This is a genomic window from Paenibacillus sp. BSR1-1, from assembly GCF_030403775.1.
Lineage (GTDB): Bacteria > Bacillota > Bacilli > Bacillales > Cytobacillaceae > Neobacillus.
The window spans coordinates 104,126-117,430 of record NZ_JAQMWQ010000012.1 but is presented as its reverse complement, the minus strand read 5'-3'; the positions used below and the strand labels follow the sequence as shown (position 1 = coordinate 117,430).

The 13,305-nt window shown below is 43.4% G+C and carries 11 protein-coding genes; 6 read left to right on the top strand and 5 right to left on the bottom strand.

The window, feature by feature from the left end; all coding sequences use genetic code 11:
- The 5 genes from PH210_RS17335 (at position 1) to hxlB (ending at position 4,412) form a co-directional block, all read left to right on the top strand.
- Entirely contained in the window at positions 1 to 1,281 is a 1,281-nt protein-coding gene (locus PH210_RS17335; protein WP_289987277.1) for an MFS transporter, read from the top strand.
- A 63-nt stretch (positions 1,282 to 1,344) separates the two neighbouring features.
- Positions 1,345 to 1,980, top strand: coding sequence for a bifunctional 4-hydroxy-2-oxoglutarate aldolase/2-dehydro-3-deoxy-phosphogluconate aldolase (locus tag PH210_RS17330; RefSeq protein WP_289987275.1), 636 nt, complete (start codon positions 1,345 to 1,347; stop codon positions 1,978 to 1,980).
- Between the two features lie 203 nt (positions 1,981 to 2,183).
- A complete protein-coding gene (locus PH210_RS17325) occupies positions 2,184 to 3,161 on the top strand; it encodes a LacI family DNA-binding transcriptional regulator (protein ID WP_289987273.1) in 978 nt (325 codons plus the stop codon).
- A gap of 64 nt (positions 3,162 to 3,225) precedes the next feature.
- Positions 3,226 to 3,861 carry a 3-hexulose-6-phosphate synthase gene (hxlA, locus tag PH210_RS17320; protein ID WP_289987271.1) on the top strand — a complete coding sequence of 212 codons (636 nt, stop codon included), beginning with the start codon at positions 3,226 to 3,228 and terminating at the stop codon, positions 3,859 to 3,861.
- Between the two features lie 2 nt (positions 3,862 to 3,863).
- Positions 3,864 to 4,412 (top strand): 6-phospho-3-hexuloisomerase, encoded by a 549-nt coding sequence (gene hxlB / locus PH210_RS17315; RefSeq protein ID WP_289987269.1) that lies wholly within the window; start codon positions 3,864 to 3,866, stop codon positions 4,410 to 4,412.
- 475 nt (positions 4,413 to 4,887) lie between these two features.
- On the opposite strand, the gene PH210_RS17310 is transcribed toward hxlB, so the two are convergent.
- The 5 genes from PH210_RS17310 to PH210_RS17290 all read right to left on the bottom strand — a co-directional run bounded on the left by PH210_RS17310 (position 4,888) and on the right by PH210_RS17290 (position 11,552).
- Complete coding sequence (locus tag PH210_RS17310) at positions 4,888 to 5,805, bottom strand: aldo/keto reductase (protein ID WP_289987267.1); 918 nt, start codon at positions 5,803 to 5,805, stop codon at positions 4,888 to 4,890.
- A 642-nt stretch (positions 5,806 to 6,447) separates the two neighbouring features.
- Positions 6,448 to 7,863 (bottom strand): NAD-dependent malic enzyme, encoded by a 1,416-nt coding sequence (locus tag PH210_RS17305; RefSeq protein WP_289987265.1) that lies wholly within the window; start codon positions 7,861 to 7,863, stop codon positions 6,448 to 6,450.
- Positions 7,864 to 7,888: 25 nt separating this feature from the next.
- Positions 7,889 to 9,496 (bottom strand): DcuS/MalK family sensor histidine kinase, encoded by a 1,608-nt coding sequence (gene dcuS, locus PH210_RS17300; RefSeq protein WP_289987264.1) that lies wholly within the window; start codon positions 9,494 to 9,496, stop codon positions 7,889 to 7,891.
- A gap of 14 nt (positions 9,497 to 9,510) precedes the next feature.
- Positions 9,511 to 10,188, bottom strand: a complete 678-nt coding sequence (locus PH210_RS17295; protein WP_289987263.1) for a response regulator — start codon at positions 10,186 to 10,188, stop codon at positions 9,511 to 9,513.
- Between the two features lie 110 nt (positions 10,189 to 10,298).
- Positions 10,299 to 11,552, bottom strand: a complete 1,254-nt coding sequence (locus PH210_RS17290; RefSeq protein ID WP_289987262.1) for a dicarboxylate/amino acid:cation symporter — start codon at positions 11,550 to 11,552, stop codon at positions 10,299 to 10,301.
- 250 nt (positions 11,553 to 11,802) lie between these two features.
- Here PH210_RS17290 and guaD point away from each other — a divergent pair, with 250 nt between their 5' ends.
- Positions 11,803 to 13,176, top strand: a complete 1,374-nt coding sequence (gene guaD / locus PH210_RS17285) for a guanine deaminase (RefSeq protein ID WP_289987261.1) — start codon at positions 11,803 to 11,805, stop codon at positions 13,174 to 13,176.
- Positions 13,177 to 13,305 lie beyond the last annotated feature (129 nt).

Sequence of the window (13,305 nt, the reverse complement as noted above, 5' to 3'; positions counted from 1 at the left end):
ATGAAACAAACGATTGCGAAACAAAGATGGCTGCGCTTAATTCCGATTGCTTTCATTACTTACAGTCTTGCCTATCTTGACCGTGCCAACTATGGCTTCGGGGCGGCTTCAGGTTTAGCCGAGGATCTTCACATTACAGCGGGTACTTCTTCCTTGCTAGGCTCTCTTTTCTTCTTAGGTTATTTCTTTTTCCAAGTACCTGGTGCCGCATTTGCCGAGAAAAAAAGTGCGAAGGTCCTCATTTTCTGGTCATTGATTGCCTGGGGGTTATTAGCTTCTTTTACAGGTATGATCTCAAATGTTAAATTATTATTTGTGATTCGCTTTGCTCTTGGCGTCGTAGAAAGTGCCGTTATGCCTTCCATGCTGGTCCTTTTAAGTAACTGGTTTACGAAGGCAGAACGCTCTCGTGCGAATACGTTCTTAATTTTAGGAAACCCTGCAACGGTATTATGGATGTCGATTGTTTCTGGTTATTTAGTGAACTCCGTTGGCTGGAGATGGATGTTTATTGCTGAAGGTCTTCCTGCCGTTATTTGGGCATTTATTTGGTGGAAGGTTGTCAATGACAAACCTAGAGAAGCAAAATGGTTAACCGAACAAGAAAAGAAAGATTTTGAACAACAGTTAGCAAAAGAACAGGAAGGGATTAAACCTGTTAAAAATTATAGCGAGGCCTTTAAATCTAAACCCGTTATTTTGTTAAGTGCGCAATACTTCCTTTGGAGCATTGGGGTATATGGATTTGTAATGTGGCTTCCATCGATTATTAAAGCAGCACCAAATATGGATATCGTCAAAACAGGCTGGTTGTCTTCAGTTCCTTATATTTTAGCTATTATTCTTATGTTAATTGCTTCTTATTTCTCTGATAAAACCTTGAATCGAAACGCATTTGTTTGGCCGTTTTTATTAATTGGTGCGATTGCATTCTATGCCTCTTATGCGATTGGAACAGACCATTTCTGGATTTCGTTCATATTATTAGTGATCGCCGGCGGAGCGATGTATGCTCCATATGGTCCATTCTTTGCGATCATTCCTGAAATCCTGCCGCGTAATGTAGCCGGCGGAGCGATGGCCCTGATTAACAGTATGGGTGCATTAGGTTCCTTTGCTGGCTCTTATGCAGTTGGTTACTTGAATGGAGCAACTGGTGGTTTTGGTGCTTCTTATATCTTCATGGCAGGCTCACTATTCCTATCCGCTATTTTAACGGTATGGGCAGTTAAGTCAGCGAAAAAACAAACAGAATCTGGGAATGCCAAAATAAGTGCATAAAACTGGCTGCAGCTTTAGAGTTCCATCTCTAAAGCTGTTGGCCATTAAAGGGAGAGATTTTGAATGGGTATTGAGGAACTAAAAAATAGAGCAGTTGTTGCGGTCATTCGCGGGGCCACACTTGAATCGATTATTCCAATGGCGAACGCCCTTAAAGAAGGCGGCGTCACAGCTTTAGAAATTACGATGGAAACGCCGAAGGCCTTAGCGATTATTGAAAAGGCTGCAGATGTATTTGGGGATGAATTGTTAGTTGGCGCAGGGACTGTCCTCGATCCAGAAACAGCGCGGGCGGCTATTATGGCCGGATCGAAGTTTGTTTTTTCTCCAACCGTCAATGTGGAAACCATCCGGATGACGAAACGGTACGGGGTAATTAGTGTGCCGGGTGCCTTTACTCCAACGGAAATTCTAAACGCCTATGAGCACGGTGCCGATGTGATCAAGGTTTTCCCTGCAGGAACGGTGGGGCCTGGTTATTTTAAAAATGTAGCCGGTCCACTGCCGCATATCCCGCTGATGCCAACTGGAGGCATTAACCTGCAAAATGCCAGGGATTATATTCGTGCAGGAGCGGTTGCGGTTGGTGTAGGAACTTCCTTGGTTGATCCTGCCGCGGCACTGACTGAGGACTATTTATTCGAGGTCACACAAAACGCTCGGAAGTTGATGGAAGAGGTTCAGATTGCACGGAGGTAAGTGAAACCGAAATGATGATTTCATTTACCGCGAGAGCAGTAGTTCGTGCTTCGAGGGCAATGAAAGGCGGTTTCATTTACCGTGATAACTCTATTTTTTGCTACACGGGTAATGAGCGCCCGGCTCTTGTTTACCAAAACTGGAAAAACCGATGATTTATCGCTAAAATGAAGTCATTGAAGCAGATTGAAAGAGTGGATTGTATGGAAAAAGTAACAATGGCAGATGTAGCGAAAGAAGCCGGTGTCTCTAAAAGTACCGTTTCGCAATTTCTCAACAAACGGTTTGAATACATGGGTGAAAAAACAAAACAAAAAATTGAAGAAGCGATAGAAAAGCTGGGCTATCAGCCCAATTATATTGCCAGAAGCTTAAAGCAAAAGCGGACCTCGATGGTCGGCATCATCGTGGCCAATATTATGCATTATTTATCAACCGAGATAAGCCGTGCGATTGAAGACTTTTGCCAAGATCACGATTTACACGCCATCGTGTGCAACGCTGATGATAATCCGGAAAAAGAAAAGCGGTATATTGAGATGCTGCGGGCTAAGCAGGTCGACGGCCTGATTATTTTTCCAACTGGGCAAAATAATGATTTATATGAAAGCATGATTAAACAAGGCTATCCAGTCGTGTTTGTCGATCGAAGGGTAGAAAATCTCGATGCATTTTCGGTGCTAACCGATAACGTGATGTCCACCTATAAGGCCATTCAATCTTTGATTGCAAAGGGCCATCAAAACATTGCCTTTGCGGTGCAGCCCTTAACGGTTAGTACGCGGCGGGATCGATTGGAAGGCTATAAAAAAGCGATGAACGATGCCGGTTTAAAAGTAACCGATGAGTTCATTATTGAATCCAGCATTGATGAAATGAAGGGCAAATTAGAAAAACTCTTTTCCTTGAAGGAGCGGCCGACCGCTTTGTTTGCTGGAAATGACCGTGTTTTTCTAGCGGTTGTGGAATTTTTAAAAGAAAAAGGTCTTACACTTGGCAAGGATGTTGAACTAATCGTCTTTGATAATATTCCGTTTGCTCATTTAGTCGAAACACCGATTTCTTTTATTGTTCAGCCGGCCACGGAAATGGGGCGGAAGGCAGCGGAATTGCTGTTTGATCAAATCAACAAAGTCGAGCGGGAACCGGAAGAGTATGTGTTCCCAAGTCAGATGGTGTAGGCGGGTGCCTGACACCATCTCATTTGCTGATTTACTAAATCGATTTAGTAAGGAGATTAAACCGATGAAATTACAACTTGCTTTGGACCGAATGACGATCACTGAAGCCATTAAACTTACCAAACAAGTGGAGGATTCCATTGATTGGGTGGAGGTTGGCACCTCTTTAATTAAAGAATTTGGGATGAGCAGTGTAAAAGAGCTAAAGCAAGCTTTTCCCAATAAGGTGATTGTGGCCGATATGAAAACGATTGACAATGCCCGTTACGAATTCGAGATGGCCTTCGAAGCCGGGGCAGATATCGCAACGGTTATGGGGGTATCCCCGCTCGTAACGATTGATGCTTGTATCGAAGTGGCTAAACGTTATAACAAATTGGTGATGTTTGATTTATTGAATATCTCAAAAGAGCAAGTATCTGATTTATTGAAGTATAACGAAGCCATTTTTTGCGCTCATGTAAGTAAGGATGAGCAAGAGGAAACCGGAGCAAAGAGCTTGGGAACAAAGCACGGGGGACTTCTTACGGATCCGACTCTTAAACTGGCCGCAGCGGGCGGAATTACGTTGGATTCGTTGGAAAGTCTAAGAAAGACATTCAATCCATCAGTGGTCATTGTGGGCTCGGCGATTACAAAAGCAAACAATCCGTCAGAGGCCGCAGCAAAATTTAAACAAGCGATTGGGCAGGGGGAATAAAGATGTCAGTCATTCAAACGATTTTAAAAGAAGTGGAAATGGTTATTAGACAGGTAGAAGAGGGCAAGCTCGAAGCTTTAGCGTCCGAATTGCACCAAGCTAAGCGGATATTTATTATTGGTGAAGGCCGTTCCGGCTTAATGGCGAAATCTTTTGCGATGAGATTGATGCATTTAGGGGCAACGGTGTATGTAGTGGGTGAAACGATTACCCCGTCGATTGAACAGGGAGATCTCCTGGTGGCGGTTTCTGGCTCGGGGACAACGAAGAGTGTGGTTTGGACCTCTGAAAAAACAAAATCAATCGGCTGCTCGGTGATGGCGGTTACCACCAATCCTGAGTCACCACTGGCTGCTGCCGCTACACATATCCTTCATGTCCCGGCAGCAACCAAGTACCGGCGCGAGAATGAATTGCAAACCATCCAGCCACTTGGATCTCTTTTTGACCAAAGTGTGCATATTTTGTTTGATACAATCTGCCTGCTGTTTGGCAAGCTGAACGAAGTGGACCATTCTGAGGCGTTTGGCCGCCATAGTAACTTGGAGTAAAAACAATAGAATCTTGATGATGGTCGGTCTCTTGCAGCTGGAGTGCCGACTTATTTTTTTATGTAATTGAATTAACGAAAGGCTCTTTTCGTAAACTTTGTTGCTTTTGGAACCTAATAAGGTTCATTTACTAAGTTTCTAGGCAATTTTCGCAAAAGTACTTACGAAAAGATGCCACGACGCTTCTAGTTATACGGGTTGATAAACTTATACGAAAAAAAACAATTTATGCGAAAATAGCCTAACGAAAAAACATAGATGAAGGACACTTTTTAGGTCATTTTGAAGAGTTTTGTCTTTCCGGGACTGGATGAAGGACATTTATTCGGTTTTTAGGAAGAGTTTTGTCTTTCATAGCCGGATGAAAGACATTTTTTCAGTTTTTAAGAAGAGTTTTGTCCTTCATCGCTTGGATGAAGGACATTAGTCAAGTTATTTGGAAGAGTTTTGTCTTTCATGACCAGGCAGTTATTATTTAAGGAAGTATGTTGCCCGCAGCACGATAGATCGAGTACCATTCTTCCCGTGTCAGTTGAATTTCGCTTGCCTCACAGCAATCTTTTAACCTGTCCAGATTCATGGTCCCAATGACTGGCTGCATTTTGGCGGGATGACGCAAAAGCCAAGCAACCGCAATGGTCGTGTTGCTCACTTCATATTTAGCGGCAATTTCATCAATCTTTTGATTTAGCTCAGGGAACTTGTCGCTGCCAAGGAATACGCCCTCAAAGAATCCATATTGGAATGGAGACCATGGCTGAATGGTAATATCATTCAATCTGCAAAAATCAAGCACGCTTCCATCCCGGTTGATGGCTGAATCATTTTCCATATTCACATTGATTCCATTTGAGATCATCGTGGCATTCGTAATGCTTAATTGCAATTGGTTTGCCACAAGAGGCTGTTTGACAAATTTTTGTAACAGTTGAATCTGCATCGGATTCTGGTTTGATACACCAAAATGCCGCACTTTTCCGGAGCTTTCAAGAATATCAAAGGCTTCAGCAACTTCTTCAGGCTCCACAAGTGCATCCGGGCGATGCAGAAGTAAAACGTCAAGATACTCCGTTTTCAGGCGATTTAAAATACCGTCAACGGATTCTAAAATATACTCTTTGGAAAAGTCGAACATGCCCTTGCGAATGCCGCATTTGGATTGCAAAATGATTTTTTCGCGAACCGCTGCATTCATTTGAATGGCATCAGCGAAGATTTCCTCACATGTCCCGCCGCCATAAATATCGGCATGGTCAAAGAAGTTCGCCCCTTCTTCTAAAGCCGTTTGGACAAAGCGCTCAGCATCAGGCTTGTCCAGCGAGTTAATTCGCATACAGCCGGCGGCTAGTACTGGTACCTCTAATGAGCTGCTTCCTAACTTTATTGTTCTCATTTTTGAAATCCTCCTTTTTATCTAAAATAGCACATTCTAACTTTATTGAAATATAAGTCAAATGTACAGCGAGGTGTTTGATATTGGGTTTATGTGCCCGTAATTTGACATTTGGCTGCATTTGGGTCACGTAGAACCTCTCTATGTGACCGAAACGGCTTTTGGAACCCCACTTGGGTCACGTAGAATGAGTCTACGTGACCGTAAAGGCGTTACAATCCCCATTTGGGTCACGTAGAATGAGTCTACGTGACCGTAAAGGCGTTACAATCCCCATTTGGGTCACGTAGAATGAGTCTACGTGCCCGTAAAGGCGTTACAATCTCCATTTAGGTTATGTAGCACGAGTCTACGTGCCCGTAAAGGCGTTACAATTCCCACTTGGGTCACGTAGCACGAGTCTACGTGCCCGTAAAGGGGGTTACAATCCTCACTTGGGTCACGTAGCACGAGTCTACGTGCCCGTAAATGCCTTACAATCCCCACTGAGGTCACGTAGCAAAAATGAAAAACGTTAAACCGCTAGAAGGATAAAAGAACACACGCACCGGTGATGCGTGTGTTCTTTTATCTGTATAATATAGAATTAAAAAAATCGCGCATAAACCTCAAAAATTCGCCTTTAATCTAAAAAAGCTAACTTCACGGGCGCGGCTCTTTCCGTGCGACGCCTGTCTGATGGGCTGCTTGGACCACGGCTGCGCGGACCCGTTCTACGACCTTATCATTGAATACGCTCGGAATGATATACGATTCGCTTAGTTCCTCGTCCGACACAACGGATGCAATCGCTTTCGCTGCCGCCACCTTCATTTCTTCATTAATTTCACTCGCACGGCAGTCGAGTGCGCCGCGGAAGATTCCTGGAAAACAAAGAACATTATTGATTTGATTTGGATAATCGGAGCGGCCGGTTGCCATTACCCGTACATAAGGCTCGGCAATATCCGGGTTAATTTCCGGTTCCGGGTTAGCCATGGCGAATACGATCGGATCCTTCGCCATCGTTTTTACGTCCTCAACCTTCAAGATTCCAGGAGCGGAAACGCCGATAAAGACGTCGGCCCCGACAATTACCTCTGATAAGGAACCTTTTAGATTATCGGGATTGGTCATTTTCGCATAGGCATTCCAATAAGGATTGTCATACTGAACATCACGGTGGATCGCCCCGTGCCTGTCCACTCCAATAACGTTGCGAACCCCAGCTGAAAGGAGTATCTTTGTACAGGCCATTCCTGCGGCGCCAATGCCAGTGAAGACGACTTTGATATCTTCAAGTTTTTTATTGGTAATTCTTAATGCATTTAAAAGTCCGGCAAGAAGCACAACGGCGGTTCCATGCTGATCGTCGTGAAAAACAGGGATATCAAGCTCTTCCTTTAATCTTTTTTCGATTTCAAAGCATCTTGGTGCAGAAATATCCTCTAAATTGATTCCACCAAAAGCCGGGGCAACGGCTTTAATCGTCCGAATAATTTCTTCCGTATCTTCCGTATCGAGACAGAGTGGGAAAGAATCGACATTCGCCAGTTGTTTAAAGAGCATCGCCTTACCTTCCATAACCGGCATGGCGGCATACGGTCCAATATTCCCAAGGCCAAGCACGGCAGTTCCGTCTGAGATAACCGCAATCGTGTTACGCTTAATCGTTAACGAATAAGCTTTTTCAGGTTCTTCGGCAATCGCAGTGCAGACATTTGCTACCCCTGGTGTATAAACCCTCGCCAAATCTTCCCTGTTCTTAATTCTCGTTTTGAGTGCGGTCTCAATTTTTCCTCCTAGATGCATCAGGAAGGTTCGGTCCGAAATTTGCAGGACCTTTACGCCCTTCAGCTTGGAGATTAACTCGCCTAAATGCCGGCTATGCTTCAAACCAGGGACATTGACGGTGATGTCCCGGATGGTATGAGTTTTGCTCGAGGAAATGACATCGACCCCGATAATATCGCCGCCTGCATTACTGATGCAGCTGGCAATTTCACCGAATGAAAAAACCTCTACATCTAATTGTAAACGCATGATAATATGTGTACTTGTACCTTTTCCAATTGCCATTCTGAACACTCCTTGATGGTCATTTTTATTTGTTTTCCCCTCTGATTTGATAGGGGAATGTAAGGGTAAATCTAGTTCCTTCTCCCACACTTGTAAAAAGTTCTACTTGCCCCTTAAGTCTGTCTACACTTCGTTTCACGAGAGATAATCCAATGCCCCGATCCATGCCTTTTGTCGAAACGCCTTTGAAAAAGATTTTTTCAGCCAGTTCTTCGTCCATTCCAGGACCGTTATCTGCTACTTCGATGAAAACCTCTTGATCGTAGTAGTCAAAATGAACCGATACTTCTTTGTTTTCTTGGTCTGTGAAAGCCTCTAATGCATTATCAATTAAATTGCCGATTATGGTGATTAATTCATGTGTGATTTCAGGTGAAGCAGGCTCAGGCAAAACCGTTTCTGCTGTAAAGGAAAGCTCCGAACCCAGCTCTCTTGCGTAGCTCATTTTCCCGAGAATGAACCCCGCTAAGGCCGGGTCCTTTATTTTACTAACGATATAACCGACCTCGCTTTGAAGGTGATCGGAAATCTGGTTAATATAGTCAGCCAGCTTTTCATAGCGCTCGAGATGAACCAACCCAAGAATAACATGAAGCTTGTTCATAAATTCGTGGGACTGGGCCCTTAGTGCTTCCGCATAGAGTGTGACTCCCGTAAGCTCTTTTGCCAGTTTATTGATTTCCGTTTTGTTGCGGAAGGTTGTGATCGCTCCAACCATTTTATTTCCAACTTGGATGGGCACTTGATTCGTTAACAGGGTAATACCGGATAAATCAATTTCTTCATTCAGCCGGGGTTTTCCTGATTCCAGGACATTTTTTAGATGAAGCTGTGGGATATATTCGTCGACCGAGCGTCCTGCTGGATTTTCCTTAATCCCAGCCTCTTCGAATAAACGCAGTGCTTCATTATTAATAAGCGTGATCCGGGCGTCTTGGTCAACTGCCAGAATGCCTTCCTTTGTCGATTGAAGCATGGCACTTCGCTCTTCCAGTAATTTTCCGATTTCAAACGGTTCTAGTCCAAACATGCTTTTCTTAATTTTTCTAGCTAAAATAACAGCGCCGATGACGCCGATTATGACTCCAAAAATTACTGCAAGAATAATAACCTTTTTGCTGTTTCTTACATCTTGTTTGACTTTATCAAGGGAAATTCCAACCGCTATAGCGCCAATTTGTTTCCCTGAACTTGAGTAAATAGGTGTAAACGCTCTCAAAGAGTAGCCTAAGGTTCCTTTGGCCGTTGAGATATGTTCATGGCCATGAAGGACAGGCCCTTCATCCCCGCCGACAAATCGTTCACCGATTTTACTAGGATTAGGATGTGATTTCCGGATCCCCTTCATATCAAGAACGACAATAAATTCGACGTTTGTTACCTTCGCCATTTCAGTGGTATAGTCCTGGATGTCGCTTTCGCTCCGCATATGCTCGAGTGCTTCTAGAATAAGCGGAGAATGAGCGGTCATCCTGGCAATATTCATTGCTTTTTCTGCTTGATTGTTTTTGGTAGTGTTCCCGATTTCCCTACTAATGAGCAGGTCGGTTACAAATAATGCTAATGCTACTACTCCGCAGACGAGAAGGGTAATGGTCGTTTGCAGACGAAACAGTGGTTTTTTATGTCGCACAAGACCCCCTCTTTCTATAATCGGTACTTGTTCATAGGGCGGCCGACAGAACCATATTGAATTTCCATGAGGATGTCGCCCTTTTTCTCCAGATAGTCTAAATAACGGCGTACGGTAACCCTCGCTAAACCAGTTCCAGCGGCCACTTCATCAGATGACAGAGGCTCTGTCTGCCCATCTAAAAATTGCAAAACCTGCTTCATGGTCCTGTCATTTAATCCTTTTGGCAAGGACTCTTCAGGCTCCGGCTGCATTGTATGGACTCTTGTCATCGCATCCAAATCAGCCTGTTCCAATGGCCGGTTTTCCTTGAATTTTTTAAAGGTATTTCGGTATTGCTCCAGCGCCGATTGGAATCTATCAAACCGGAACGGCTTAACAATATAATCGACAACCCCAGCGCGGAAAATTTCCTGGACATGCTGGGGATCGCGGTTGGCTGTTAAGAGAATGACATCTAAAGGATAGTTTTCGTTTCTAATTAGCTGAAGGAGGGAAAATCCGTTCATGTCTGGCAAAAAGTAATCGAGCAGGACGAGATTAGGATGGACTTCCTTGATTAAGGACATGGCATCTTTGCCAGAAAAGGCTTTTCCGACTAACGTAAAACCTGGCAGCTTCGATACAAATTCCGCGTTAATCTCCATGACCATCGGATCATCCTCGACAATCAAAACTCGGATCGGTTCCATGAATTCTCTCCTTTCCTTGCATTTTTGCCCATTATAGCTTACTTTTTGGCGAAAAACCAAAGAAACAGCCACGTATACCGTGGCTGAAAGTTATACATGTGTAAGCATGGTTACGCCGTTTTGTTTAAAGAGGACTTTACTGCTGCGTTCTCATCAAACTCATTTTCCATTTTGGAAACAACCACCGTAGCAACCCCGTTACCAATAAGATTTGTCAGGGCACGGGCAGTAGACATAAAGCGGTCGACCCCTAGAAGAAGGGCAATTCCTTCAACCGGAACGCTTGGGAATGCTGCGAGAGTTGCTGCCAAGGTAACAAAACCCGAGCCTGTTACACCTGCAGCACCTTTAGAGGTAAGCATTAATACGCCAAGCAGGGTGACTTCTTGTCCAAGGCTTAAGTCAACTCCAAAAGCCTGAGCGATGAATAGGGCTGCCATCGATAGGTAGATGGAGGTTCCATCCAAGTTAAACGAATACCCCGTTGGTACAACAAGACCGACAACAGATTTTGAACATCCGTAGTTTTCTAGCTTTTCCACCATTTTTGGAAGAGCCGATTCAGAAGAGGATGTACCTAATACTAAAAAGATTTCGTCTTTAATATAGCTGATAAATTTGAAGATATTAAAACGATAAAATTTTGCAATTCCGCCGAGAATGACAACGATAAATACGGCCATCGCCAATACCGTTAACCCGAACAATTTTCCGAGGGATAAAAGCGAACCAATCCCGAACTGGCCAATCGTATAGGAGATTGCTCCAAAAGCTGCAATCGGTGAATAATACATAATGATGTTTACAATTCGGAAGAAGGTTTCGGATAATTTTTCAAATAAATCAATGACAGACTTGCTTCTTTCGCCAAGGCCTGCTAAGGCGATGCCGAATAGGACGGCCAAGAAAAGAATCGGAAGAAGCTGACCGTTGGCTAAAGCACCTATAAAGTTTTCAGGGATGATTCCCATAATAAAGTCCATGAAACTGTGGCTTCCTTCGGCTGCCTGCTTGGTGAATTGGCTAATGTCTGCTTTTGCGCTGTGGGCATTGACCCCTGCACCTGGCTTAAAAATCGTAGCAAACAGAATACCGATCGCCAAAGAGATGGTGGAAACGATTTCAAAATAAAGTAAAGCTTTTCCGCCAATTCGGCCGACTTTCTTCATATCTCCCATACCGGCAATACCGACGACAATGGTTAAGAAGATAATCGGTGCAATGACCATTTTGATCATTTTGACAAAAATATCGGATAATACTTTTAATTCGGAACCCATTTTCGGAAATAAGGCACCAAAGACAATCCCAAGGACAATGGCAATCACAACTTGCGTGGTAAGGCTCTTAAAATTGATTTTCATTGACAATCCCCCTAATCTATTAGGTTTAAAATAATGTAAACACTTACAAGTTAAACAAGATGAAAATGATAGAAACTCGCTATCAATAAATGAAGTATAAATTTTAGTGAATTATCTGACAATATTTTGGTTATATCGTTCTTTTTGGTTATTTTGGTCTCAGCGTCATCTCTTCTTTCGTTTGTTGGACTTACCATGTTCATTCCCCTACAATAACAAATAGGAAATCAAGAATACGAGGGTGTCATTTATGAAACCATATACGCGAGTTTTTCAAGGGACTGCTTTTACAAGTCAATCTCCAAAAGAAATTCAAATTTTAAAAGACCATCTTTTTTGTATTAACGAGGATGGAATGATTGAAAAAATGATAGCGCCAGAGGATAAGGGCTATCAAGCTTTATTAGATGCTTACCAAGGCACAGAGAATTTTCAACGTTTGGATGAAGGTCAGTATTTGTTACCTGGCTTTATCGATTTACATGTGCACGCTCCGCAGTGGGCCCAGGCCGGTACGGCATTGGATATCCCGCTTTATGAATGGTTGAACACGTATACCTTTCCGATTGAGTCTAAATTTTCCGATTTAGACTTTGCGAAAAATGTGTACGAGGATGTCGTCAGTGCCTTACTAGCTAACGGGACAACGACAGCCCTTTATTTTGCAACTGTCCATAAAGAAACGAGTTTATTGCTGGCAAAAATATGCGCCGAAAAAGGGCAGAGGGGATTAGTGGGGAAGGTCGTCATGGATAACCCCGACCAAACCCCTGAATATTATCGTGACGCTGATACTGTTTCGGCATTGGCGGATACGGAGGAGTTTATTTTAGCTGTTCGCGAATTGACGAAGCGAACGAAACAGGGGGTTTATCCAGTCGTTACTCCTCGGTTTATTCCCAGCTGTACAGACGATACATTAAAAGGCTTAGGAGAATTAGCCGCAAAGTACGATACTTACGTCCAATCGCACTGCAGTGAAAGTGACTGGGAGCATGGGTATGTCCAAGAGCGTTTTCATAAAAATGATGCGTTTGCTTTAAATGATTTTGGTCTATTACGTGAAAAGTCTGTTATGGCGCATTGTAATTTTCTAAATGACGACGATGCAGGTCTCTTTGCAGAAACGGGTACGGCTGTCTGTCATTGTCCTATTTCCAATGCCTACTTTGCCAATAGCGTTATTCCGATTGCCCGGTTGCATTCAAAAGGGGTAGAAATTGGATTAGGCTCGGATATCTCAGGAGGATTTTCCCCAAGTCTGTTCGATAATGTGCGACAAGCGGTGATGTCATCGAGAATGTTGGAGGATGGTGTTGATCCGACTCTTTCTGCTGAAGCACGCGGAGTTCCGAATTCACGGATTACGATTAATGAAGCGTTCTATTTGGCCACCGCTGGCGGAGGGGAAAGTTTAAGTCTGCCAATCGGCCGCATTGCAGAAAACCATGTGTGGGATGTTCAACTCATCGATACCTCATTAGAAACCGCCAAGCTGCCTATTTATGATAAAAATGAAGATTTAAACGATATTTTTCAAAAAATCATGTACCTGGTCCAGCCGGAAAACATTCGTGAAGTCTGGGTCCAAGGAGAAAAGGTTCATTCACGAAAAGACCGTTGACGTAATTAGTCAACGGTCTTAGTTTTTTAATTTTCTTTTTAAATAGTTATAAATTAATAGAATTTTACTGCCTGTTTCGACAACACTGAAAACCTACCGGAGATAGGGAGTGTTATAGTATTTGCTAAA

Coding starts and splice junctions, on each gene's coding strand:
- PH210_RS17335 (WP_289987277.1), top strand. CDS start 1: ATGAAACAAACGATTGCGAAACAAAGATGGCTGCGCTTAATTCCGATT.
- PH210_RS17330 (WP_289987275.1), top strand. CDS start 1,345: ATGGGTATTGAGGAACTAAAAAATAGAGCAGTTGTTGCGGTCATTCGC.
- PH210_RS17325 (WP_289987273.1), top strand. CDS start 2,184: ATGGAAAAAGTAACAATGGCAGATGTAGCGAAAGAAGCCGGTGTCTCT.
- hxlA (WP_289987271.1), top strand. CDS start 3,226: ATGAAATTACAACTTGCTTTGGACCGAATGACGATCACTGAAGCCATT.
- hxlB (WP_289987269.1), top strand. CDS start 3,864: ATGTCAGTCATTCAAACGATTTTAAAAGAAGTGGAAATGGTTATTAGA.
- PH210_RS17310 (WP_289987267.1), bottom strand. CDS start 5,805: ATGAGAACAATAAAGTTAGGAAGCAGCTCATTAGAGGTACCAGTACTA.
- PH210_RS17305 (WP_289987265.1), bottom strand. CDS start 7,863: ATGGCAATTGGAAAAGGTACAAGTACACATATTATCATGCGTTTACAA.
- PH210_RS17295 (WP_289987263.1), bottom strand. CDS start 10,188: ATGGAACCGATCCGAGTTTTGATTGTCGAGGATGATCCGATGGTCATG.
- PH210_RS17290 (WP_289987262.1), bottom strand. CDS start 11,552: ATGAAAATCAATTTTAAGAGCCTTACCACGCAAGTTGTGATTGCCATT.
- guaD (WP_289987261.1), top strand. CDS start 11,803: ATGAAACCATATACGCGAGTTTTTCAAGGGACTGCTTTTACAAGTCAA.